At 63.6% G+C, this 22885-nt stretch carries 22 protein-coding genes; 4 read left to right on the top strand and 18 right to left on the bottom strand.

Annotated features, from left to right (window positions below; translation table 11 throughout):
* Positions 1–7 precede the first annotated feature (7 nt).
* The 5 genes from ccmE to ccmA are packed head-to-tail and all read right to left on the bottom strand — an operon-like array spanning position 8 to position 2744.
* A complete protein-coding gene (gene ccmE, locus ACIPZC_RS13970; RefSeq protein WP_241804549.1) occupies positions 8–463 on the bottom strand; it encodes a cytochrome c maturation protein CcmE in 456 nt (151 codons plus the stop codon).
* Positions 460–636 (bottom strand): heme exporter protein CcmD, encoded by a 177-nt coding sequence (ccmD, locus tag ACIPZC_RS13965; protein WP_012273475.1) that lies wholly within the window; start codon positions 634–636, stop codon positions 460–462. The genes ccmE and ccmD overlap by 4 nt, the downstream gene beginning before the upstream one ends.
* Complete coding sequence (locus ACIPZC_RS13960; RefSeq protein ID WP_241804550.1) at positions 633–1400, bottom strand: heme ABC transporter permease; 768 nt, start codon at positions 1398–1400, stop codon at positions 633–635. The genes ccmD and ACIPZC_RS13960 overlap by 4 nt, the downstream gene beginning before the upstream one ends.
* A 46-nt stretch (positions 1401–1446) precedes the next feature.
* Positions 1447–2115 (bottom strand): heme exporter protein CcmB, encoded by a 669-nt coding sequence (ccmB, locus tag ACIPZC_RS13955; RefSeq protein WP_241804551.1) that lies wholly within the window; start codon positions 2113–2115, stop codon positions 1447–1449.
* Positions 2112–2744, bottom strand: coding sequence for a cytochrome c biogenesis heme-transporting ATPase CcmA (gene ccmA / locus ACIPZC_RS13950; protein WP_400627527.1), 633 nt, complete (start codon positions 2742–2744; stop codon positions 2112–2114). Before ccmA ends, ccmB begins: the two co-directional genes overlap by 4 nt.
* A gap of 203 nt (positions 2745–2947) precedes the next feature.
* Between ccmA and ACIPZC_RS13945 the strand changes: the two genes are divergently transcribed.
* The 4 genes from ACIPZC_RS13945 to ACIPZC_RS13930 all read left to right on the top strand — a co-directional run bounded on the left by ACIPZC_RS13945 (position 2948) and on the right by ACIPZC_RS13930 (position 10564).
* Positions 2948–4504 (top strand): flagellar hook-length control protein FliK, encoded by a 1557-nt coding sequence (locus tag ACIPZC_RS13945; RefSeq protein WP_400627525.1) that lies wholly within the window; start codon positions 2948–2950, stop codon positions 4502–4504.
* Positions 4501–4845 carry an EscU/YscU/HrcU family type III secretion system export apparatus switch protein gene (locus ACIPZC_RS13940; RefSeq protein WP_241804554.1) on the top strand — a complete coding sequence of 115 codons (345 nt, stop codon included), beginning with the start codon at positions 4501–4503 and terminating at the stop codon, positions 4843–4845. Before ACIPZC_RS13945 ends, ACIPZC_RS13940 begins: the two co-directional genes overlap by 4 nt.
* 59 nt (positions 4846–4904) lie before the next feature.
* Positions 4905–7628: a dermonecrotic toxin domain-containing protein gene (locus ACIPZC_RS13935; protein ID WP_400627523.1), complete on the top strand. Its 2724-nt coding sequence runs from the start codon at positions 4905–4907 to the stop codon at positions 7626–7628.
* A gap of 140 nt (positions 7629–7768) precedes the next feature.
* Positions 7769–10564, top strand: coding sequence for a dermonecrotic toxin domain-containing protein (locus tag ACIPZC_RS13930; protein ID WP_400627521.1), 2796 nt, complete (start codon positions 7769–7771; stop codon positions 10562–10564).
* A 359-nt stretch (positions 10565–10923) separates the two neighbouring features.
* Here ACIPZC_RS13930 and ACIPZC_RS13925 read toward each other — a convergent pair whose 3' ends face one another.
* The 13 genes from ACIPZC_RS13925 to flhF form a co-directional block, all read right to left on the bottom strand.
* Positions 10924–11319: a DUF2802 domain-containing protein gene (locus ACIPZC_RS13925; protein ID WP_241804557.1), complete on the bottom strand. Its 396-nt coding sequence runs from the start codon at positions 11317–11319 to the stop codon at positions 10924–10926.
* A gap of 1 nt (position 11320) precedes the next feature.
* Positions 11321–11800 (bottom strand): chemotaxis protein CheW, encoded by a 480-nt coding sequence (locus ACIPZC_RS13920; RefSeq protein WP_241804558.1) that lies wholly within the window; start codon positions 11798–11800, stop codon positions 11321–11323.
* A 42-nt stretch (positions 11801–11842) separates the two neighbouring features.
* Entirely contained in the window at positions 11843–12718 is an 876-nt protein-coding gene (locus ACIPZC_RS13915) for a CheW domain-containing protein (RefSeq protein WP_400627518.1), read from the bottom strand.
* Complete coding sequence (locus ACIPZC_RS13910) at positions 12715–13506, bottom strand: ParA family protein (RefSeq protein WP_241804560.1); 792 nt, start codon at positions 13504–13506, stop codon at positions 12715–12717. The genes ACIPZC_RS13915 and ACIPZC_RS13910 overlap by 4 nt, the downstream gene beginning before the upstream one ends.
* A gap of 91 nt (positions 13507–13597) precedes the next feature.
* A complete protein-coding gene (gene motD, locus ACIPZC_RS13905; protein WP_400627516.1) occupies positions 13598–14455 on the bottom strand; it encodes a flagellar motor protein MotD in 858 nt (285 codons plus the stop codon).
* A 3-nt stretch (positions 14456–14458) separates the two neighbouring features.
* Positions 14459–15199: a flagellar motor protein gene (locus tag ACIPZC_RS13900; RefSeq protein ID WP_241804562.1), complete on the bottom strand. Its 741-nt coding sequence runs from the start codon at positions 15197–15199 to the stop codon at positions 14459–14461.
* A complete protein-coding gene (locus ACIPZC_RS13895; RefSeq protein ID WP_400627514.1) occupies positions 15199–16329 on the bottom strand; it encodes a chemotaxis response regulator protein-glutamate methylesterase in 1131 nt (376 codons plus the stop codon). Before ACIPZC_RS13895 ends, ACIPZC_RS13900 begins: the two co-directional genes overlap by 1 nt.
* Positions 16330–16375: 46 nt before the next feature.
* Positions 16376–18607 carry a chemotaxis protein CheA gene (locus ACIPZC_RS13890; protein ID WP_400627512.1) on the bottom strand — a complete coding sequence of 744 codons (2232 nt, stop codon included), beginning with the start codon at positions 18605–18607 and terminating at the stop codon, positions 16376–16378.
* 12 nt (positions 18608–18619) lie between these two features.
* On the bottom strand, positions 18620–19408 hold the full coding sequence (locus tag ACIPZC_RS13885) for a protein phosphatase CheZ (protein WP_267817681.1): 789 nt from the start codon (positions 19406–19408) through the stop codon (positions 18620–18622).
* 18 nt (positions 19409–19426) lie between these two features.
* Positions 19427–19801 carry a chemotaxis response regulator CheY gene (locus ACIPZC_RS13880; RefSeq protein WP_133328372.1) on the bottom strand — a complete coding sequence of 125 codons (375 nt, stop codon included), beginning with the start codon at positions 19799–19801 and terminating at the stop codon, positions 19427–19429.
* Between the two features lie 104 nt (positions 19802–19905).
* Positions 19906–20646, bottom strand: coding sequence for an RNA polymerase sigma factor FliA (gene fliA, locus ACIPZC_RS13875; RefSeq protein ID WP_012315498.1), 741 nt, complete (start codon positions 20644–20646; stop codon positions 19906–19908).
* On the bottom strand, positions 20643–21476 hold the full coding sequence (gene fleN, locus ACIPZC_RS13870) for a flagellar synthesis regulator FleN (protein WP_011534890.1): 834 nt from the start codon (positions 21474–21476) through the stop codon (positions 20643–20645). The genes fliA and fleN overlap by 4 nt, the downstream gene beginning before the upstream one ends.
* 93 nt (positions 21477–21569) lie before the next feature.
* A complete protein-coding gene (flhF, locus tag ACIPZC_RS13865) occupies positions 21570–22877 on the bottom strand; it encodes a flagellar biosynthesis protein FlhF (protein WP_400627509.1) in 1308 nt (435 codons plus the stop codon).
* Positions 22878–22885 lie beyond the last annotated feature (8 nt).

Raw genomic sequence — 22885 nt, 5'->3', positions numbered from 1 at the left:
GCTGCGTTCATGGTCTGGCCTCCGTACCGGTGGCGGCCTGGCCGCTTTCCTTCAGGGCCTTGGTGACCTCGGGCGGCATGTACTTCTCGTCGTGCTTGGCCAGTACTTCATCGGCCACCACCACGCCTTCGGCGTTGACCTTGCCCAGGGCGACGATGCCCTGCCCTTCGCGGAACAGGTCGGGCAGGATGCCGCGGTAGGTGATCGGCACCGACTTGTTGAAGTCGGTGACCACAAAGCGCACGTCCAGCGAGTCGGACGAGCGCTGCACCGAGCCTTTTTCGACCATGCCGCCAGCACGGATGCGGGTGTCCAGCGGCGCTTCGCCATTGGCGATCTGGGTGGGCGTGTAGAACAGGTTGATGTTCTGCTGCAGTGCGCTCAAGGCAAAGCCGACGGCAACCCCGACACCGACCAGCAGGCCGACGATGAGCAACAGGCGTTTCTTGCGCTGCGGATTCACTGGTTGTTCTCCCGGCGCAAACGGCGCGCCTCTTCTTGCAGATAGCGACGACGGGCCAGCAGCGGCGCGGCGACATTCAGCGCCAGCACCGCCAGGCAGATGCCATAGGCCGACCACACATACAGGCCATGGTGGCCCATGGCGAGAAAATCACCGAAGGTGGCAAAGCTCATTGTGCGGCCCTCCGCCCCAGGCTGTTCAACACTTCGTCCTTGACCCAACTGGCGCGCGCCTCGCGCTTGAGCACTTCAAGGCGCATGCGCAGCAACAGCACGGCACCGAAGAAGCAGTAGAAACCCAACACCGTGCACAGCAACGGCAGCCACATTTCTGCGGGCATCGCCGGCTTTTCGGTGAGGGTGAAGGTGGCGCCCTGGTGCAGGGTGTTCCACCACTCCACCGAGTACTTGATGATCGGGATGTTGACCACGCCGACGATTGCCAGCACGGCGCACGCCTTGGCCGAGCTGTCACGATTACTGATCGCCTGGCCCAGCGCAATGATGCCGAAGTACAGGAAAAGCAGAATGAGCATGGACGTGAGGCGGGCGTCCCACACCCACCAGCTGCCCCAGGTCGGCTTGCCCCAGATGGCGCCGGTCACCAGCGCCACGGCGGTCATCCAGGCGCCGATGGGCGCGGCACATTGCAGGGCCACGTCGGCCAGTTTCATCTTCCACACCAACCCCACTACCCCGGCGACTGCCAGCAGCACGTAGCAGGACTGCGCCAGCATCGCCGCCGGCACATGAATGTAGATGATGCGGAAGCTGTTGCCTTGCTGGTAGTCCTGCGGGGCGAACGCCAGGCCCCAGGTGATACCGACCAGCAGCAGAAGCACGGCAGCGCCGGCCAGCCATGGCAGCATGCGGCCGCTGATGGCATAGAACCATTTCGGGGAGCCCAGCTTGTGGAACCACGTCCAGCTTATTTTCATCAGGGTACATCCAGGGTATTTGCCGGGCTTGAGAGCCCGAGACTCGTTATTCACCGACACTGATCTTCAGGCCGGCCGCTATCGCAAAGGGTGCCAGGGTTACAGCCAGGGCCGTCAGGCTGGCGAGCCAGAGCAGGTGGCCGGTGGCCGGCATATTCTGCAATGCCGCTTGCAACGCACCACTGCCCAGGATCAATACAGGGATATACAACGGCAGTATCAGCAACGCCAGTAACAAACCACCGCGCTTCAGACCGACCGTCAGTGCCGCACCCACCGCACCCAGCAGGCTCAATACCGGCGTGCCCAGCAGCAGGGAGCCGAGCAGCACCGGCAGGCAATGGCTCGGCAGCCCCAGCATCAGCGCCAGCAGCGGCGCCAACAATACCAGTGCCAGCCCGGAAAAGGTCCAGTGCGCCAGCACCTTGGCCAGCACCAGCAACGCCAGCGGGTGCGGCGACAGCACCCACTGCTCCAGCGAGCCATCCTCGAAGTCGCTGCGGAACAAGCCGTCCAGCGACAGCAGCACTGCCAACAGTGCCGCTACCCAGACCAGCCCAGGCGACAAGGTTTGCAACAATTGGCTTTCCGGACCAACCGCCAAGGGAAACAGCGCAACGACGATGGCAAAGAACACCAGGGGGTTGGCCAGCTCGGCAGGGCGACGGAACAGCAGGCGCGCTTCGCGACGCAACAGCGAAATGAATACGCTCATGCCGCCCATTGCCCCAGGTTCAGTTCACGGTAACCGTAGGGCTTGCGCTCCAGCGTGTGGTGGGTGGTCAGCACCACCGTACCGCCCTGCTCGCAGTGGGCCGCCAGGTGCGCTTCCAACTGAGCCACGCCTTGCTTGTCCAGAGCGGTGAACGGTTCGTCGAGAATCCACAGCGGCGGGCAAGCCAGGTGCAGCCGGGCCAGGGCCACGCGGCGCTGCTGGCCAGCGGACAGGGTATGGCAGGGTACGTCTTCGAAACCGCGCAGCCCTACCGCCTCCAGCGCCGCCCAGATCGCCTCGCCGCTGGCCGGCTGGTGCAACGCGCACAGCCAGGTGAGATTTTCCTCGGCGCTGAGCAGGTCCTTGATGCCCGCAGCGTGGCCGATCCACAGCAGGATGCTGGCCAAAGCGTGGCGCTGTTCGGCCAGTGGCTTGCCGCCCAGCAGAATCTGCCCGGCGGTAGGCTGCATCAAGCCGGCCAGCAGGCGCAGCAAGCTGGTCTTGCCGCTGCCATTGGGGCCGCTGATTTGCAACATGTCGCCAGCGCCCAGCTCGAAATCGAGCTGCTCGAACAGCAGGCGCCAGTCGCGCTCGCAGGCCAAGCCTGCGGCTTGAAGGTGAAGGGTCACGGTTTCGCCTTATCATTGTCGGGCTTCGGGCCGGTGTTGGCTGCTACACGGGTGAACCCGCGTGGCAGCCAACACCGCTCCAGAGCCCTTGTGTCTCAAGTCGCCCCGCGCGCTGCCGTTATACTGGCAACCACCGGCGCGCGGCATTATTACACGCGCTGCCGCGCTGCCAAGAGGCCGGGCTCGACAGGTTGTATACAATCATGACTGAAATCAATAGTCTCGGCGCACAAACCGCGATCAACAGCCAAGCCATGAAGGCAGGCATGACCGGCGAACTGCTGCGTCTGATCCAGGCACAGCCCGGCCTGCTGGCCCCCGGCGAGACCGCGCAGGCCGAGGTCGTGTCGATGCGCCAGGCAGGCCAGGAATTCCAGTTGGTGCTGCGCCTGATACAGGCCAACGGCGTGCAGACGCAATTGCAAGCCAATGCCAACCAGCCCCTGCCCCCCGGCAGCCAGGTCACCGTCACCCAGCCCGAAAGCAACCGCCTGGCAATCATGCTGCAGCAGGCCAACGCCAGCCAGATCGCCACCCTTACTCGCCTGGACCCCAGCAAAGTACCCGTCGGGACCCTGCTGCAGGGCAAAGTCCTGACCAACCAGGCACTGGCCCAGGCGCCTGGCCAAGCGCCGATCTACCGGGCGCTGGTCAGCCTGCTCAACAGTGCACAGGCCGGCGCCACCTTGAGCGTCGACAGCCCGCGCCCACTGGCCATTGGCAGCCTGCTCAGCGCACTGGTGCAGGGTGACCAGTCGCTGCGTTTCGTGCCGCTCAGTGGCAGGCAGGACCAACTGAGCATTGCCCAGCAGCTGCTGACCCAGCAAAACCGCCAGGCCTCGCTGCCCGGCCTGCTCAACGCCCTGCAACAGCTGACCCGCGATCCGAGCGCCGATGGCGGCCTGCGCGCCAGTGCCGAACGCCTGTTGGCGGGCCTGCCGGACGCCCGGCAACTGAGCGACGCCAAAGGCGTGGCCCAGGCGCTGAACAACAGTGGCGCCTTTCTTGAAGCGAAATTGCTCGGCGGCTTCCCCGCCAGCATCGCCACAGACCTCAAGGCACACCTGCTGCGCCTGGTTGCCCAAGCCCCGGTCCTGCCGGCGGGCAGCCCCAACCTGGCACCCTCCAGCCTGGCCGTGACCATGCCGGCGCTGGCGCGCAGTGCCCTGGGCATGCTTGAACGGGTCAGCCCCAAGCCGCAGCCTGGGGCATTTCCGTTGCCATCGCGCTTGCTCAAGGCCCTGGAAGACGAAGGTGACCTGCAACAACTGCTGCGCCTGGCTGCAGCTGCCGTTTCACGCTTGCAAAACCATGCCATGAGCAGCCTGCAACAAACCGGCACGCTGGAAAACGGCAACCTGCAGACCACCTGGCAAACAGAAGTGCCTATCCGCCATGGCCAGGAGTTCATCCCGTTGCAGGTCAAGATCCAGCGCGAGGAAACCCCACAACAGCAGGCCGAACAACAACAGGAATCGCAAGACCCGCTGCAAGCCCTGTGGCGCCTGGAGCTCGCGTTCGACCTCTCGCCCCTTGGCCCGTTGCAAGTACAGGCACAATTGAGCCAAGGCCGCCTGAGCGGGCACCTGTGGGCAGAGCGCGAACCAACAGCCAGGCTCATCGACAGCCAGCTCGGTGCCTTGCGCAGTCGCCTGCTGGAACGCGGCCTGGACGTCGGTGACCTGGAATGCCACCCGGGCATCCCCCCTCAAGGCCCGCGCACACGGGTGGAGCAACGCTGGGTAGACGAAAACGCATGACACAGAAACCGACACGCCAGGCCATTGCCCTGACCTACGACGGGCAGCAGGCCCCGACCCTCAGCGCCAAGGGTGACGATGCGCTGGCCGAGGCCATCCTGGCTTTGGCCCGCGAGCACGAGGTACCGATCTACGAAAATGCCGAGCTTGTGCGCCTGCTGGCTCGCCTTGAGCTGGGCGAACAGATCCCTGAAGCGCTGTACCTGACCATCGCCGAAATCATTGCCTTCGCCTGGCAACTGCGCGGCCGTGTGCCGGCAGGCTTCGCCGACGACCCGGCAGCGCCCCGTGACGTCACGCCAACGCCGCTGGGCCTGCCCACGGGTGGTAGCGTTACCTGACGCCGTTTGCCGCCCCGCTCCACCACCCTGTGCCCCTTCCTCGACAGAAGGGTAACCCCATGCAGCCCGCCCCCTCCCCCAGCCCGGCCCTGATCCGCCAGGCGTTGAAAGGTGTACCGCGCCCCGACCTGCTGGCCCAGCAGGTACTTACCGACTGGCTCACCCCCCGGGGCGTGGCGCAATCGCCATTGCTGATCGACGTGGTCACGCTCCATTACCGGACCGAACCGGCGGGTGAAGGCCGCGCCAGTACCTATACCAAAGCGGTCATCACCCAGAAAATGAACTTGGTCGAAGCATTGCTCGCCAACTGGCAGGGCGAATCCGCGGCAGGCTACGGAGGTTTTCACTATGGCGACTGGGCAGGCCTCCCGCCACAGGACCCGTTGACCATCGTGGACAGGCTCGAGCCAATCGACCCGCTCTCCAACGCCTCGCCTTACCAAGTGTTCAACGGCTTGTACACGCGCACCGAGCCTCCCCGATACGCACCGGACACGCGCTTGCCGATACGCGCCGAGGACTTTCAGACCGCTGCCTGGAAGCTGAATTTCCACACCCTGTTCAAACAGCAACTCGACACCTACTGGGAGCAGCAGCAAGCCCAGTACCGGCGGGCCATTCACATCGCCTTCATCGCCGCCTGCAACCGCCAGGTGGCGCAGGGAAGCCTGTCCGACGCCCAGCGCCGTCTGGTCTGGCGAGCCTGCGGCTTGCTGCCTTACGGCGACCTCAGTGTGTCGTTGCTCAACGTCTACGGTTACACCTCGACCGACATCCTGTACATCCAGCAGGGCACCAGCCGTGAGACCGTCCTGTACATCCCCGGCAACTCATCGCCCTTTCATGCGTTCCCCGACGCCCAAGCCATGAAGCACTGGTTTGCCCGCCAGTGCCAGGCTGCAGACAAACGCAGGGCGATGCTGGGCCACTTCGCCCGCGCCGACTGGCCCGACGGCCTGGATTTCAGCGGCCTGCGCACGGCGTTGACGGGGCTGGGCCTGTACCCCGTCGCACATCGTTTCAGCGCCCATCACCCTGGCTTTGCCACCAGCGGCTACTGGGACCCGCAACAAATCATCGATTTCCGCCCAGATACCTATTCCCCTCCGATCACCAGCGACCTCTTCGAGCACCTGACCTTGCAGCGCAAGCAGCGCACCTATGCCGATGCCGACAGCCAGATCACCAGCAACCATGAGGTCGACAAGTCCCGATGGGGCAACTACCTCACGCTGGTCACCGCCCTGCTGGCGCCCCTGGTCATCGTCCTGCCCGAGCTTGCGCCGCTGCTGGTGATCGGTGGCCTGGGCCAGTTCAGCCTGGGCCTCGACCAGGCCATCAATGGCAAGAGCCTGGAGAGCAAGAACGCGGGTGTCGCCGACCAGACGTTCGGCTTGTTCAACGCCCTGCCCGTGGCCGGGCAGGGCTTAGCCAGGGAGGCAGCGGTGTTTCGGTACTCCCGTCCAGGGTTCTTCGGCTCCGCCCGCGTTGCGGATTTGCTGGGCGCCCCGGTCGGCGCGGCGCCTGTTGCCCAGGCGAGCGATTCGGTGGAGCTGGCATTCCGGGCCCCGGCGATCATGTCCTCCAGCAGCCTGGCGGCCGTGGTGACGCGCGTCGACGAAAACCTTGAGCACCGCTTCATGGCATGGCTGCAGACGCCCAAGGGCGTGGTCGGTGAATGGGTCGAGTATGAGTTTGCCAGCGACAGCTTCGTCCGCGCCCGAGACACGCACATGATCGCTCCGCTGCGCTGGCGGCTCGCCGACGGCCAGGACACAGCCCTGACCCTGTCCACCCAGCGGCATATCGCCACCGACGGACAGCGCACCACCACCCTTCGGGCATTGGGCATCGACCTGGAGGTGCCCATCGACTACGCGCCTTATGAGCAACTGCAACGCACGCCGATCCCCCGGCTGATCAGCAGTGTCTGGTTGGGCGACAGTGTGTTGCAAGGCGAATTCCTCGAAGCCCTGGTGCACAACACGCGCGTGGCCCGCATCAGTGGTTACCGCTACCAGATACTGCTTTCGCAAAACGACCACCAGGTGTTTCAGCGCAACATGCTGCTGCTGCGCGCGCGCGCGGTAGGCGCACAGCTGCTGCCCCTGGAAACGCAAGGCTTCTTCCGGGAATTCGCCCATTCAGCCTATTACCCGCAATACCTGGCCGCCATCGCCGGCAATGGCGGACCCGGCCGCAACCTTGCCTCCGCTTGCGACATCTTGCGGTACCGGTTGCTCAAGCACTATGGCGGGCTTTACCTGGATGCCGACGATCGGTTGCTGGACGCCAGCAGCGGCCAGTTCAGCCCTCCCCTGGCCAACCTGACACTCCAGACCACGGAGGATGGCCTGCTGCTCTCGCCACCGGTGTCGAACGACCAGTTGGGCATGTACGTCAAATTCAACAGCAGCATGATTGGCAGCCACCCGGGCAACCCGACGCTGGACGCAATTTCTGAAGAAATCCTACGCCGCTACGGCCTGGAGCCCGACTTCTACAACAGCCGCCCACACCCCCGCCTGGCGCCGCTGTTGTTCCAGGCCTATGCCCGGCGCCTGAGTCAGTTGACCGGCCCAGCAGTGCTCAATGACGTAGTTGACCAACAGCTGCCGCTACTCAAACAGCTGCGGGAAATCTGCCATCTGCTGATGTCCCCGGTCTACGACATCCATGCAACGCTCAACCTGCGCCGGTTCCACGCAGTGCTGCAGCAGCACGTTCCGCTCGACAGGGTTGCGCGCATTGGCCGCGAGCATAGCTGGGCCTACACCTGAGCGATCCACTGGCGGTTCGCCCGCCTCGGCCCGGTTTGCCCAGGTTAGGCGAACCCTGCGATGTACCTACATAAATAGCGCCATCCCTAGCTGCACGCAGGTCACCTTGGCCAGCCCTTACAGACTCAAAGGTGACCGCCATGACAACCCAGTACATCAATGCCAAGGGCACGCAATTCGTGCGTGACAGCCTTGCCGGCTTTCCACGCCCGGACCGCGCGGCAGCCGACGCCATACGCCAGTGGGCCCACCAGCGCGCCATGGACCTGGACCCGGACCGCGTCGACGCAGTGACCCTCCACTACCAGTTCAACCCCAAACTCGGCTGGATTGCGATCGTCGCGCAAAAGATGACCCTGACCCAGGCCGTTCTCTCGAACTGGCAGGGCGAGTCGGCCAACAACTGGCTGGGTGCGGCGCTCCATGCCCCATGGGCTGGCGAACTGCCCGAAGGGCCACTGACCATCGTCCAGACGCTGCGCGAGCGCGGCCTGTTCGACTACCATGCCCCCTACAGCATCTACAACGGGCTGTTCAGGCACAGCGACCAGCCGCTATACAACGCAGATACGCATGTAGCGCTGGCGGCCGAGCAATTCCAGTCGTTCGTCTGGGGCCTGGACCTGCAGGTGCAGTACAAGTCGATGCTCGACCGCTACTGGGATGCCAACCTGGACCGCTACCGTGTCAGCGCCAAGATCAACTTCATCGCCGCATGCAACAAGCAAGTCACCGAGGGCAGCCTGAGTGATGCCGGCAGACAGCTGGCCTGGCAGGCGTGCGGCGTGCAGGCTTCAGCGCCGACGGCGCCCAGTGACGGCAAAACCAGCAGCAAACCGAGGCTGCGCGCCCGGTGGCTGAACGTCTATGGCTACCGCGCCACTGACCTGCTGTGCCTGTACGACGCCGTCAGCGGCCTGGTCTTGCTCTACATTCCGGGTAATGCCTCGCCCCTGCACGAATTCAGCGACAAACAAGCCATGCTGGACTGGTTTGCCCACCAGTGCCGCGACCCTCGCACGCGCGATGCCTTGCAGGACCACTTCGCCCTGGCCGATCGCGAAGACGGTTTGAGTTACAGCGGCCTTCACACCGCCCTATGCGGCCTGGGCAGCTACCCAGCCCCCTATCACCTCGACAGCAACCGCCCCGGTTTCACGGTGCAAGGCATCTGGCCCCCCCAGGACTACATCAACTACAAGGCCAAGGAATACAGCCCCCTGATCGAAGGCGACCTGTTCCTTTCCCTTGCCAGGCGCCAGAAGCAGCGCAGTTACCAAGACGCACACTTCATCATCACCAGCGACAGCGAAGTGACCAAGGCCAAATGGCGCGGCTACTTGAATTCGGCAATCAACCTGCTGGCCCCCTTGGCCCTGGTGGTGCCCGAGCTCGCCCCGCTGTTCGCCCTCGGCGGCATCGCCCAGTTTGGCCTGGGGTTGGACCAGGCCATCCACGCCAAGACCGCCCAGCAAAGCGCCGAAGGCGTCAGCATGTCGGTGTTCGGGGTGCTCAATGCAGCACCGCTGGTGACTGTCGGGCTGTCCAGGGCACCGGTGCTGCTGCGCTTGAAGCGTGACGGCTTTGTGGTGCCCAGCAGGGTCAACGAACAGATCGGCTACCCCTTGAGCCCCCTCGACCCACCGCATCTGGCGCTGGCCGATGTGGCGGATTTTCTCCAGAGCACAGACCCCATTGCACCGCTGCCCGGTGGCGACGACGCTGTAGCCGGTGCAGTGGTGAGGATCCCGCGCTACGACGGTTCGGCCGACCTGCTTACGGCGATGATCGGCGGTTATCATGAGCATATGTTCTACGACATGCAGGCCGATGCCTTTGGCCTGGAGAGCGGCCTCAATGAGGTTGAGCCCACCTACTACATCGCAGCGCCAGGCTCGCTCAGTCTGGTCGAGGTGGATGCCCGAACGCGGCAGGTTACCGATCAGATGCGCATGGCGACCCTGCGTGCATTGGGCGTCGATCTGCACCTGCCCGTGGCCCTGCCGGCCTTGCGCACCGAAGCACTGCGGCCCATCCCTAAACAGGTGATGAACCTTTGGGTGGGCGACAAGGTGATCGAGCAAAGCCTGATCGACACTATCGCCCGCAACGCCCGCACGCTGCAGAACACCCAGTATGTTCATCGCCTGTATCTTTCCAGGGCCGAGCCGGCTGCCTTCCAGGCCAACCTGCGGCTGTTGACGGCGCATGCGCCCGGGTTGGAGGTAATGCCGCTTGAGGACCAGCCGTTCTATAAACGCTTCAGCGAGAGTGCCAACTTCGCCCAATACCAGGCGGCGATTCAAGGCAATGGTGGGGTGGCGAGCAATTTTTCGTCGGCATCGGACGTTTTGCGCTATGCCCTGCTGGATCAGGAAGGTGGCCTGTACATGGACGTCGACGACACCCTGCTGGCGCCTGGCGAATACCCGGTGTCAATCGACGGCGTACCCAGGGGCACGCCGGGAGAGCACTTGGATGACGTGGTACTCGCCACCACTGAAAATGGGCTGCTGCTGCACCCGGCGGTATCCAATGAAAGATTGGGCATGAACTGCCTGTACAACGGCAGCCTGGTAGGCAGCCATGCAGATAACCCGACGCTCAGGGCAATCCTGGAGGAAATGCAGGCGCGCTTCGAGCAAGCGCCGGGCTTCTACAACAGCAGGCCCTCCCTGCACACCGACCCGCAAGCTTTCTATGGTTATGCTCAGACGCTGAGCCGCCTCACCGGGCCGAGGTTGCTCACCGACGTGGTCGACCGGCTGTTGCCTGAGCTGGGCGTGATGCGTCAGATCATCAACCTGTATGCGTTCCCCCGCACCAACTCCTGGCAGTTCGTCAGCCTCGTGGAATTTGAGGCAGCGCAGCGGCAGCTGCTTCCACTCAACCGCATCGCCAGGATCGGCGGATACAATTCTTGGGCCAGGCCCTGAGCGGCAGGCTCAGCAAGCACCTGCTGCCTCAGGTCCGATGCCAGCCAGGCAAGCGATTTGGGGCCGCTGTGCGGCCCATCGCCGGCAAGCCGGCTCCCACCGGGTGGTGACAGTCCTTGAGGTCTGTGCTGCATATCCCACAGAGTTGAACTGTGACAATCCTTGAGGTCTGTGCTGCATCTACCACAGGGTTGGACTGTGACAGTCCTTGAGGCCTGCGCCGTATCTCCCAAAGGGTGGAATGCCGCAGTCCTTCAGGCCTGCGCCGTACCTGTGGGAGCTGGCTTGCCGGCGATGGGCTGCGCAGCAGCCCTGATTACGCCAACCGACTGGCACTCACCTCAGGTCGCCTTTTCACGCTACTCGCCACGATGCAACTTGCTCATCAGCTCGGCCTCGGCCTGGGTCAAACCGCAGCTTTCGGTCAACTCCGACACACTTGCCCCCATCCCTACCAGTTTCGCCGCCTGGCTGAAGGTTACATCGCTCGGGTCACGTTGCTCCAGACGCTCCAGCCGGTCTGGCAAGGTCGCCACTACCGCGCGCAGCTCATGGATGGCTTCACCCATGCGCACGGTACCGTTCTGGTAATCATCCAGGCGCTTGGCCAGGTCCTTGATGCGCTGGTCACGCACGGCATCGCCCTGGGCCTGCTGGGCGGCGAGCTCGCGCTGGCGCTTGCTGTAGTTGAGGAAAAACCACAGGCTCAGCGCCCACAACAGCGCCAGGAAGATGACAGCAACCTCGAAAATCAACTCAGATGTTCTCCAGCTCGGACCACTCTTCCTCGGTCATCATCTTGTCCAGCTCGACCAGGATCAGCAGTTCGCCATTCTTGTTGCACACGCCCTGGATGAACTTGGCCGACTCTTCGTTCCCCACGTTCGGCGCGGTCTCGATCTCCGACTGACGCAGGTAGACCACCTCGGCCACGCTATCGACCAGGATGCCGACCACTTGCTTGTCAGCTTCGATGATGACGACGCGGGTGTTGTCGGTCACCTCGGTAGGCATCAGGCCAAAGCGCTGGCGGGTGTCGATCACCGTCACGACATTGCCGCGCAGGTTGATGATCCCCAGCACGTAGCTCGGCGCGCCGGGAACCGGGGCGATCTCGGTGTAGCGCAGGACTTCCTGCACCTGCATGACATTGATGCCGTAGGACTCGTTGTCCAGACGGAAGGTTACCCATTGCAGAATCGGATCTTCCGAACCTTGTGCAGACGACTTTTTCATTCCCCTAGCCCTCAAAATCCGCCAATGGCGGTGTGTTCGCAGTTATTTGTGTTTGGTATGCAGCTGCTTGACCGCGCCACTGGCGATCAGCTCGGCCAGTTCGGCCACGTCCAGCAGCGCACACATGTGTTCGATCACCGTGCCGGCCAACCACGGTCGCTGACCACGCTGGCTGCGCCATTTGATCTCCGACGGGTCCAGGCGCAGGGAACGGCTGACCTGATGCACCGCCAGCCCCCATTCGTAGCCCTGAACGGAAATGACATAGTGCAAGCCCTGACGGAAATCGTCCCGGTAACGATCTGGCATGACCCAGCGCGCCGTGTCCAGCACCTTCAGGTTGCCCGCCTGGCAAGTGAGGATGCCAAGGAACCAGTCCGGCTGGCCGAACAGCGGCGTCAGTTCCTGGCCCTCCAGGCTGTAGATCGAGCCCAGGCACACCAGCGGCACTGCCAGCGTCAGCCCGGCGACGTCGAACAGCAGGCACTCGAAGGGCTCGGCTGCCCAGGCCGGGCGACCATCGACCGTGGCCGGTGGCACAGGCGCGCTCGGCGCGGGCAAGTTGACTTCAACCAATGGCGCGACGGGCTCGGGCGCCTGAACCTGGGTCAGTACTGGAATGGCGGCTTCGGCCACCACCTTGGCCTCGACCACCGCCACCACCGGCGCTTCGACCGGCAAGACAGTCGCAAGTACCCCGGCCTGCGGTTCGGCGAAAGGCCTTGCCGGGACGCTCACTGCAGGCTTCTGGGCCTGTGGCTGCGCGTCTCGGGCCTGTTCTTCGCGCACCGCGGCGGCAAATTCGTCACTCGCAGCCGGCAGCTCGAGAATGGCTTCAGCCTCGGTGGCTTCCTGCAGCAGGCCGTCCAGGTAAGATTGCAAGGCCAGTTGCGGCCGCGTACCCGTCTTCACCGTCATGACGCCACCTGTACTGCAGCCTTGTAGGTGAGCAGGTGCTTGAGCAGCGCCCGGTAAGCGATCACGCCGCGGCTCTTGCCATCGAACTGTGACGGCGTGACGCCGTTGCGGCTGGCATCGCGCAGGCGCGTATCGACCGGAATGTAGCCCTGCCACACCTGATGTTCATAGGTATCACGCAATACTTTCAGCGTACCCAGCGAGGCCTGGGTCCGGCGGTCGAACAGGGTCGGCACGATCTGGTAAGGCAAGGCCTGCTTGCGCGAACGGTTGATCATGGCCAGCGTACCGATCATGCGCTCCAGGCCCTTGACCGCGAGAAACTCGGTCTGCACCGGGATCACCAGCTGCTGGCTGGCGGCCAGTGCGTTGACCATCAGCACCCCGAGCAGCGGGGGGCTGTCGATCAGGGCGAAGTCGAAATCCTGCCACAGTTGCGCCAGACTCTTGGCGATCACCAGCCCCAGCCCACTCTGCCCCGGAGACTGCCGCTCCAGCACCGCCAATGCGGTACTCGAAGGCAGCAGCGAGATACGCTGGTCGCTGGTCGGCAGCAGCAGCTGCCCGGGCAAGCCATCCGGCACCTGGCCTTTGTGCAGGAACAGGTCGTAACAGCTGTGCTCCAGCGCATCGGGGTTGTGCCCGAAATAGCTGGTCATCGAACCATGCGGGTCAAGGTCGACGACGACCACGCGCTTGCCCGCCTCGGCCAGCAAACCGGCCAGGGCGATAGTGGTGGTGGTCTTGCCGACCCCGCCTTTCTGATTGGCTACTGCCCAGACTCTCATAGGACAACTCTTGATTCATGGAGGCCGCTGAACCCTGTGCGATCCGGCTTTGCAGCCGCCACAGGGGGCGCGGTGACAGAGAATTGACGAGTCACTGCCCCGCCGTCGCTGCTGGGGTTGCCGGTGCACTTTGTGTGCCAGCGCGGCGCAGGGCGGCGTCCGGGGTGGTGTTGGCACTGCCGGAGCCCGTCAGGCTGCGGCGCACTTCAAGGTTGCGCGAGATCACCAGCACCACCCGGCGGTTTCGCGCCCGGCCCTCTGCAGTGTCATTGCTGGCCACAGGCTGATATTCGCCATAGCCCACCGAGGCCATGCGCGCCGGGTTGACGCCTTCCATCGCCAGCAGGCGGACGATGCTCGCCGCCCGCGCCGAAGACAGCTCCCAGTTGGTCGGGTATTGCGCGGTACGGATCGGCAGGTTGTCGGTAAAGCCCTCGACGTGCACCGGGTTGGCGAACGGTTTGAGGATGTACGCCACCTTCTCGATGATGTCGAACGCCTGGTCGCTGGGCATGGCATCGCCACTGCCGAACAGCAGCGAGGAATTCAGCTCGATCTCCACCCACAGCTCGTTGGCGCGGATGGTCATCTGGTCGGAGCTGATCAGGTCACCGAAGGCGTCGCGCACGTCTTCACTGATGGCTTTGAGCGGGTCGACGCTGGTCTGCGCAAGGCCAGCGTCGGTCTGCTCGCTGTCCTTGATCAACGGCTCGGCCGGCCTGACGCTGAGCGGTTGCTCATCGCCGATAGGGATTGGCTTCATGCTCCGCTCAGGGTCGTTGAACACCCCGAGCAGCGCTTGCGAAATGACCTTGTACTTACCCTCGTTGATCGAGGAAATCGAGTACATGACCACGAAAAAGGCGAACAGCAAGGTAATGAAGTCGGCGTACGACACCAGCCATCGCTCGTGGTTTTCATGTTCTTCAGTATGGCGACGGCGACGCATAGGTTACTCCATGAAGCCTTGCAGCTTCAGTTCGATCGAACGCGGGTTCTCACCCTCGGCAATCGACAACAGGCCTTCTAGCAGCATTTCGCGATAGCGCGACTGGCGCATGACGATGGCCTTGAGCTTGCTCGCGACCGGCAACAGAATCAGGTTGGCACTGGCCACGCCATAAATGGTGGCAACGAACGCCACGGCGATGCCGTTGCCCAGCTGAGACGGGTCGGCCAGGTTGCCCATCACGTGGATCAGGCCCATCACCGCACCGATGATGCCGATGGTCGGCGCGTAGCCGCCCATGCTTTCAAACACCTTGGCAGCCTGGATGTCGCGGCCTTCCTGGGTCAGGAAATCGACTTCGAGGATACTGCGAATGGCCTCGGGCTCGGCGCCGTCGACCAGCAACTGCAAGCCTTTGCGGGCATACGGGTCGGGCTCGCCATCGGCCACACCTTCCAGGCCAAGCAGGCCCTCCTTGCGTGCGGTCAGGCTCCAGTTCACCACCTTGTCGATACCGCCAGCCAGATCGACCCGCGGCGGGAAGATGATCCAGCGCAAGATCTGCAAGGCACGCTTGAACGATGACAACGGTGACTGCAAAAGCGCCGCCGCCAGGGTACCGCCCAGTACGATCAGGGCCGCCGGGCCATTGAGCAGCGCGCCGACATGGCCACCTTCGAGGAAGTTGCCACCGACGATGGCGACGAAGGCCAGGATCAGTCCGATCAGGCTAAGGACATCCATTACACACATGCCTCGACCAGGTGCTTGCCGATCTCATCCAGGCTGTACACCGCATCGGCCAGGTTGGCTTTGACGATGGCCATGGGCATGCCGTAGATCACGCAACTGGCTTCATCCTGGGCCCACACGGTGCTGCCGCCCTGCTTGAGCAGGCGCGCGCCTTCACGGCCGTCGGCGCCCATGCCGGTCAGCACCACCGACAGCACCTTGTCACCGTACGACTTGGCTGCCGAACCGAAGGTGATGTCCACGCAGGGTTTGTAGTTCAAGCGCTCGTCACCGGGCAGGATCTTCACCGTACCCCGGCCATCGATCATCATCTGCTTGCCACCGGGGGCAAGCAGGGCCAGGCCTGGGCGCAGCACGTCGCCGTCCTCGGCTTCCTTGACGCTGATCTTGCACAGCTTGTCCAGGCGCTCGGCAAACGCCTTGGTGAACGCCGCCGGCATGTGCTGGATGAGCACGATCGGAGCCGGGAACCCGGCAGGCAATTGCGTCAGTACCCGTTGCAGCGCGACCGGGCCACCGGTCGATGTGCCGATAGCCACCAGTTTGTAGGGCTTGCGCTTGGGCGCGGGCGAATGGCTTGACGCCGGTGCAGCCGCCGCCCGGGCAGGCGCCACGCTGCGTGTTGGCGCCGTGCTGGCCAGGCTGCTGGCGGGGGCGTGCGCCACGCTGGCAGGTGCCGGCGCAGGCGCCGCGGCGGTGCTTGGGTAACCACCGAAACGACGGTTGCTGCGCGAAAGGGTGTGCACCTTCTCGCACAGCATCTGCTTGACCTTCTCCGGGTTGCGCGAGATGTCCTCGAAGTTCTTCGGCAGGTAATCCACCGCACCGGCATCCAGCGCATCGAGGGTCACACGGGCGCCTTCGTGGGTCAGCGAGGAGAACATCAACACCGGTGTCGGGCAGCGCTGCATGATGTGCCGCACGGCGGTGATGCCATCCATCATGGGCATTTCGTAGTCCATGGTGATGACATCGGGCTTGAGCGCCAGCGCCTGGTCGATCGCTTCCCTACCGTTGGTCGCGGTACCGACGACCTGGATCGTCGGGTCCGCCGAGAGGATTTCCGAGACGCGGCGGCGGAAGAAACCCGAATCATCCACCACCAGGACCTTGACTGCCATAAACACTCCATTAGGTGGCGCAGCCCCGCAGGGCGCGCCACCGAAATCAAATACGCCGCGCCGCGTAACGCTTGAGCATGCTCGGTACGTCGAGGATCAGCGCAATGCGACCGTCACCGGTGATGGTGGCGCCGGACATGCCCGGGGTGCCCTGCAGCATCTTGCCCAGCGGCTTGATCACCACCTCTTCCTGGCCCACCAGTTGGTCGACCACGAAGCCGATGCGCTGGGTGCCCACAGAGAGAATCACCACATGGCCCTCGCGCTGCTCCTCGTGCACCTGGCCCTGGACCAGCCAGCGCTTGAGGTAGAACAGCGGCAGCGCCTTGTCGCGCACGATCACCACCTCCTGGCCGTCGACCACGTTGGTGCGCGACAGGTCCAGGTGGAAGATTTCGTTGACGTTGACCAGCGGGAAGGCGAACGCCTGGTTGCCCAGCATCACCATCAGGGTCGGCATGATCGCCAGGGTCAGCGGCACCTTGATGACGATCTTCGAACCCTGGCCTTTGGCCGAGAAGATGTTGATCGAGCCGTTGAGCTGGGAAATCTTGGTCTTGACCACGTCCATACCGACACCACGGCCAGACACATCGGAGATTTCCGTCTTGGTCGAGAAGCCTGGGGCGAAGATCAGGTTGTAGCAGTCCGACTCGCTCAGACGGTCGGCGGCGTCCTTGTCCATCAGGCCCTTTTCCACCGCCTTGGCGCGCAGAATGTTAGGGTCCATGCCTTTGCCGTCATCGGAGATCGACAGCAGGATGTGGTCACCCTCCTGCTCGGCCGACAATACCACGTGGCCGGTACGCGCCTTGCCCGAGGCTTCACGCTCGTCAGGCATCTCCACACCGTGGTCGACCGCGTTGCGCACCAAGTGCACCAGGGGGTCGGCCAATGCCTCGACAAGGTTCTTGTCCAGGTCGGTTTCTTCCCCGACCAGTTCCAGGTTGATCTCTTTCTTCAACTGGCGGGCCAGGTCGCGGACCAGGCGCGGGAAGCGGCCGAAGACTTTCTTGATCGGCTGCATACGCGTTTTCATCACCGCGGTCTGCAGGTCGGCAGTGACCACGTCCAGGTTCGACACGGCCTTGGACATGGCCTCGTCACCGCTGTTCAGGCCCAGGCGCACCAGGCGGTTACGCACCAGCACCAGTTCGCCGACCATGTTCATGATCTCGTCCAGGCGCGCCGTATCGACGCGCACGGTGGTTTCCGCTTCGCTCACCGCGTGCTTCTCGGCAGCAGGTGCAGGCGCGCGGGCCGGCGCGGCGGGCTTGGCCGCCGCAGCAGGTGCAGGTGCAGGTGCAGGTGCCGGCTTGGCCACCGGCTGGCTTTGCGCCTTGGCGGCCGCAGGGGCGGCAACGGCGGCGGGCGCTTCAGCGGTAACCGCATCGCCGGTGAACTTGCCTTTGCCATGCAACTGATCGAGCAGTGCCTCGAACTCGTGCTCGCTGATTTCATCGCTGCTACCGGCAGCTGGCGCTTCACTGGCCACCGGAGCCACGGCAGCAGGCAGCGCATCCGCCTGGAACGTGCCCTTGCCGTGCAGCTGATCGAGCAGCGACTCGAATTCTTCGTCAGTGATCTCGTCGCTGGCTGGCGCGCTGGCAGAAGCGGCCGCAGGCTCTGAGGCAACGCCTTCGGCCGAGAACTGGCCCTTGCCGTGCAACTGGTCGAGCAACGATTCGAATTCGTCGTCGGTGATCTCGTCACCCGATCCGGACAGCGTTTCGCCTTGCAGCTGCTGTTCGGCAGCGGCTGCCTGGGCTTTGACCGCATCGAGCGAGTCGAGCAGCTGCTCGAATTCGGTGTCGGTGATGTCGGCCTCGGCGGCAGGTTCGGCCGGCGCAGGCGCAGCCTCGACCACCGGCGCAGCCGCTTCAGGGCCAGCCGGCTCGGCCAGACGTGCCAAGGCCGCCAGCAACTCGGGCGTGGCCGGGGTGACTTCACTGCGCTCGCGCACCTGGCCAAACATGCTGTTGACCGTGTCCAGTGCTTCGAGCACCACGTCCATCAGTTCCGCGTCGACCCGGCGCTCACCTTTGCGCAGGATGTCGAACACGTTCTCGGCGATATGGCAGCACTCCACCAGCTCATTGAGCTGGAGGAAGCCGGCGCCCCCTTTTACAGTGTGGAAACCGCGAAAGATCGCATTGAGCAGGTCGGCATCATCGGGCCGGCTTTCCAGCTCGACCAGTTGCTCGGACAGTTGCTCAAGAATTTCGCCGGCTTCTACCAGGAAATCCTGAAGGATTTCTTCATCGGCGCCGAAGCTCATTAAACGTGCTCCTCAAAAACCCAGGCTGGACAGCAGATCATCGACATCGTCCTGACCGGACACGACGTCTTCACGCTTATCGGCATGAATCTGCGGACCTTCACCCCGAGCCGGATATTTTTCTTCATCTTTTTCCGCGCGCAGCTGTTGGTGGTCATGTTCGATACCGGCAAAACGGTCGACCTGACTGGCCATCAGCACGAGCTTGAGCAGATTGCTTTCGACTTCGGTCACAAGCGCAGTCACCCGCTTGATCACCTGGCCGGTCAGGTCCTGATAGTCCTGAGCCAGCAGAATGTCATTGAGGTGGCCGGATACCTTGCGGTTACCTTCAGCGCTGTGCGTCAGGAAACTGTCGACACGCTTGACCAACTCGCGGAATTCCGGCGCAGCGACTTCGCGGCGCATGAAACGCTGCCAGTCGACACTGAGGCTCTGCGCCTCTGCAGCCAGGTCGTTGAGCACGGGCGTGCTCTCCTCCACCAGGTCCATGGTGCGGTTGGCGGCGCCTTCAGTCAGCTTGACCACATAGGACAAACGTTCGGTGGCATCGGTGATCTGCGAGACTTCCTCGGCCTGCGGCATGCGCGGGTCGATCTGGAAGCTGACGATCGCACTGTGCAGCTCGCGCGTGAGCTTGCCGACTTCCTGATACAAGCCGCGGTCGCGGGTCTGGTTGAGCTGATGAATCAGCTGCACCGCCTCGCCGAACCGGCCCCGTTCCAGGCTTTCGACCAGTTCCTGAGCATGCTTCTTCAGGGTTGACTCAAACTCCCCCAAAGACGTTTGTGTTGATTCCATGGCGCCCCCTGACTTTGTTCAGCCGTTGACGCGTTCGAAGATCTTCTCGATCTTTTCTTTGAGCACCTGGGCGGTGAACGGCTTGACCACATACCCATTCACACCGGCCTGAGCCGCTTCGATGATCTGGTCGCGCTTGGCTTCGGCCGTCACCATCAGTACCGGCATACCCTTCAGGCGCTCGTGGGCACGTACCTTGCGCAGCAAGTCGATACCGGACATGCCAGGCATGTTCCAGTCGGTCACCAGGAAGTCGTAATGGCCGCTTTCGAGCATCGGCAACGCCGTGGTGCCGTCGTCAGCTTCGTCGGTATTGGTGAAGCCCAGATCACGCAACAGGTTCTTGATGATCCGCCGCATCGTCGAAAAGTCGTCAACGATGAGGATTTTCATGTCTTTGTTCAATTAGACCTCCAAGCAGTCTCAAACGCGCTCGGCCCCGAGCGCGCATTCAATCAATTCGGTACAACGTGAAAACGACTGCAACGACCCCGGGCTCAACGCGCCCGCCATTCCCCAAGACGGCTGCGCAAACGCGCGGCGCACTGGCTGTGCAGCTGGCTGACACGCGATTCGCTGACCCCCAGTACCTCACCGATTTCCTTGAGGTTCAGCTCTTCGTCATAGTACAGCGCCAGTACCAGCCGCTCGCGCTCCGGCAGGTTGGCGATGGCATCGGTCAGGGCGGCCTGGAAGCGCTCGTCCTCCAGGTCGCGCGACGGCTCGACCTGGCCACTGGCGCCCTCCTCGTGCAGCCCTTCGTGCTCGCCGTCCTGCAACAGGTCGTCAAAGCTGAACAGGCGGCTGCCCAGGGTATCGTTCAAAATCCCGTAGTAATCATCGAGACTCAACTTGAGTTCGGCCGCAACTTCATGATCTTTAGCGTCGCGGCCGGTTCTTGCTTCCACAGCGCGCATCGCATCGCTGACCATACGCGTGTTGCGGTGCACCGAACGCGGTGCCCAATCACCTTTGCGTACCTCGTCGAGCATGGCGCCGCGGATGCGGATGCCGGCGTAGGTTTCAAAGCTGGCGCCCTTGCTGGCGTCGTATTTGTTGGCGACCTCAAGCAAGCCGATCATGCCGGCCTGGATCAGGTCTTCCACCTGCACGTTGGCAGGCAGGCGCGCCAGCAGGTGGTAGGCAATGCGCTTGACCAGCGGCGCGTAGCGTTCAACCAGATCGTACTGGGCGTCTTTGGACGCCTTGCTGTACATCTTGAACCCGCTCGCACTCATAGGACCGGCCCTGCACTGGTTGGCTGCACCAGGCGTTCGACGAAGAACTCCAGATGCCCGCGCGGGTTGGCCGGCAGCGGCCAGCTGTCGACCTTCTGGGCAATGGCCTTGAAGGCCAGCGCACACTTGGAACGAGGGAAGGCTTCGTAGACTGCCCGCTGCTTCTGCACCGCCTTGCGCACACACTCGTCATACGGCACGGCGCCGACGTATTGCAGGGCAACGTCAAGGAAGCGATCAGTGACCTTGGTCAACTTGGCGAACAGGTTGCGCCCTTCCTGCGGGCTTTGCGCCATGTTGGCCAACACGCGGAAACGGTTCATCCCGTAATCGCGATTGAGCAGCTTGATCAGCGCGTAGGCGTCAGTGATCGAGGTCGGTTCGTCGCACACCACCAGCAGCACTTCCTGGGCTGCACGGACGAAACTGACTACCGAGTCACCAATCCCCGCAGCGGTGTCTATCACCAGCACGTCGAGGTTGTCGCCGATCTCGCTGAAGGCCTGGATCAGCCCGGCATGCTGGGCCGGCGCCAGGTGCACCATGCTCTGGGTGCCGGAGGCCGCCGGCACGATGCGCACACCGCCCGGGCCCTGCAACAGCACGTCGCGCAGCTCGCAGCGCCCTTCAATGACATCGGCCAGGGTGTGTTTGGGGGTCAGGCCCAGCAACACGTCGACGTTGGCAAGGCCCAGGTCGGCGTCAAGCAGCATGACCCGGCGGCCGAGTTCGGCCAGTGCCAGGGACAGGTTCACTGAAACGTTAGTCTTGCCGACGCCACCTTTGCCACCGGTCACGGCGATCACCTGTACGGGATGCATGCTACCCATGTTCGTTGTTCACCTTGTCTCGCTTGGACCCAAGCCACACGTGGGGCATGACAGCGGTCCCCTTGGTGTAGGTATTTTGCATACGCTTGATCATCAACCCGCTCTCCTTGGGTTGTGATAGAGATCAGCGAACATGTCGGCCATGGCCTCTTCGCTGGGCTCATCCTGCAACTGCACATTGACCGCGCGGCTAACCAGTTGGTGCGCCCGCGGCAAGTGCAGGTCGTCAGGAATGCGCGGGCCATCGGTAAGATAGGCAACGGGCAGTTCATGACTGATGGCCAGGCTCAGCACATCGCCGAGGCTCGCCGTTTCATCCAGTTTGGTCAGGATACAGCCGGCCAGGCCACAGCGCTTGTAGCTGTGGTAGGCGGCCGTCAGCACCTGCTTCTGGCTGGTGGTAGCCAGCACCAGGTAATTCTTCGCGGCGATGCCGCGGCTGGCCAGGCTTTCCAGCTGCATGCGCAGGGCCGGGTCGCTGGCCTGCAGGCCGGCAGTATCGATCAGCACCACGCGCTTGAGCAGCAGCGGCTCCAGCGCCTGCGCCAGCGACTGGCCGGGGTCTACATAAGTCACCGGCACGTTGAGGATGCGCCCCAGGGTCTTGAGCTGCTCCTGGGCACCAATGCGAAAACTGTCCATGCTGACCAGGGCCACGTTCTGCGGGCCGTACTTGAGGACATAGCGCGCCGCCAGCTTGGCCAGCGTGGTGGTCTTGCCCATGCCGGCGGGGCCGACCATGGCGATCACGCCACCCTCTTCGATCGGCTCGATCTCCGGCACTTCGATCATGCGTGCCAGGTGCGCCAGCAGCATGCGCCAGGCCTGGCGTGGCTCCTCGATTTCGGCGGTCAGGTCCAGCAGCTCGCGGGCGATCGGCCCGGACAGGCCGATCCGCTGTAGCCGGCGCCAGAGGTTGGCCTGCGCCGGTTTGCTGCCTTGCAGCTGGTTCCAGGCCAGCGAGCCGAGCTGCACTTCCAGCAGCTCGCGCAGGCCCGACAGCTCAGAGCGCATCGCATCGAACAAGCGCGGGTCGACCGCTGCCGGCGCAGCAGGTGCTGCAGGGGCCGGCACGTCCACATGCGGTTCGATCAATGGCTGCGAGGCGGTCAGCGACTGCCCGGCGAACAATTGGCGGCTGCCTTCGCTGGCATCACTGCGGTTGTCCAGCTCAGCCTGGGCCGTGGCGATGCGCGTCTGGGTCTTGCGCAGCTCTTGCTCGAGCTCGGCATTGGGCACGCGCGGGGCCAACGCGGACAGTTTGTAGTCCAGCGCGGCCGTCAGTTCGACACCGCCAGCGATGCGCCGGTTACCGATGATGGCGGCGTCGGAGCCCAGCTCATCACGGACCAGCTTCATGGCCTGGCGCATATCGGCGGCGAAAAAACGCTTAACTTGCATAACCCACT

The organism is Pseudomonas sp. NPDC089743, from assembly GCF_044748785.1.
Classification (GTDB): Bacteria; Pseudomonadota; Gammaproteobacteria; order Pseudomonadales; family Pseudomonadaceae; genus Aquipseudomonas; species Aquipseudomonas putida_X.
This window is presented reverse-complemented; position numbering and strand designations above follow the sequence as displayed.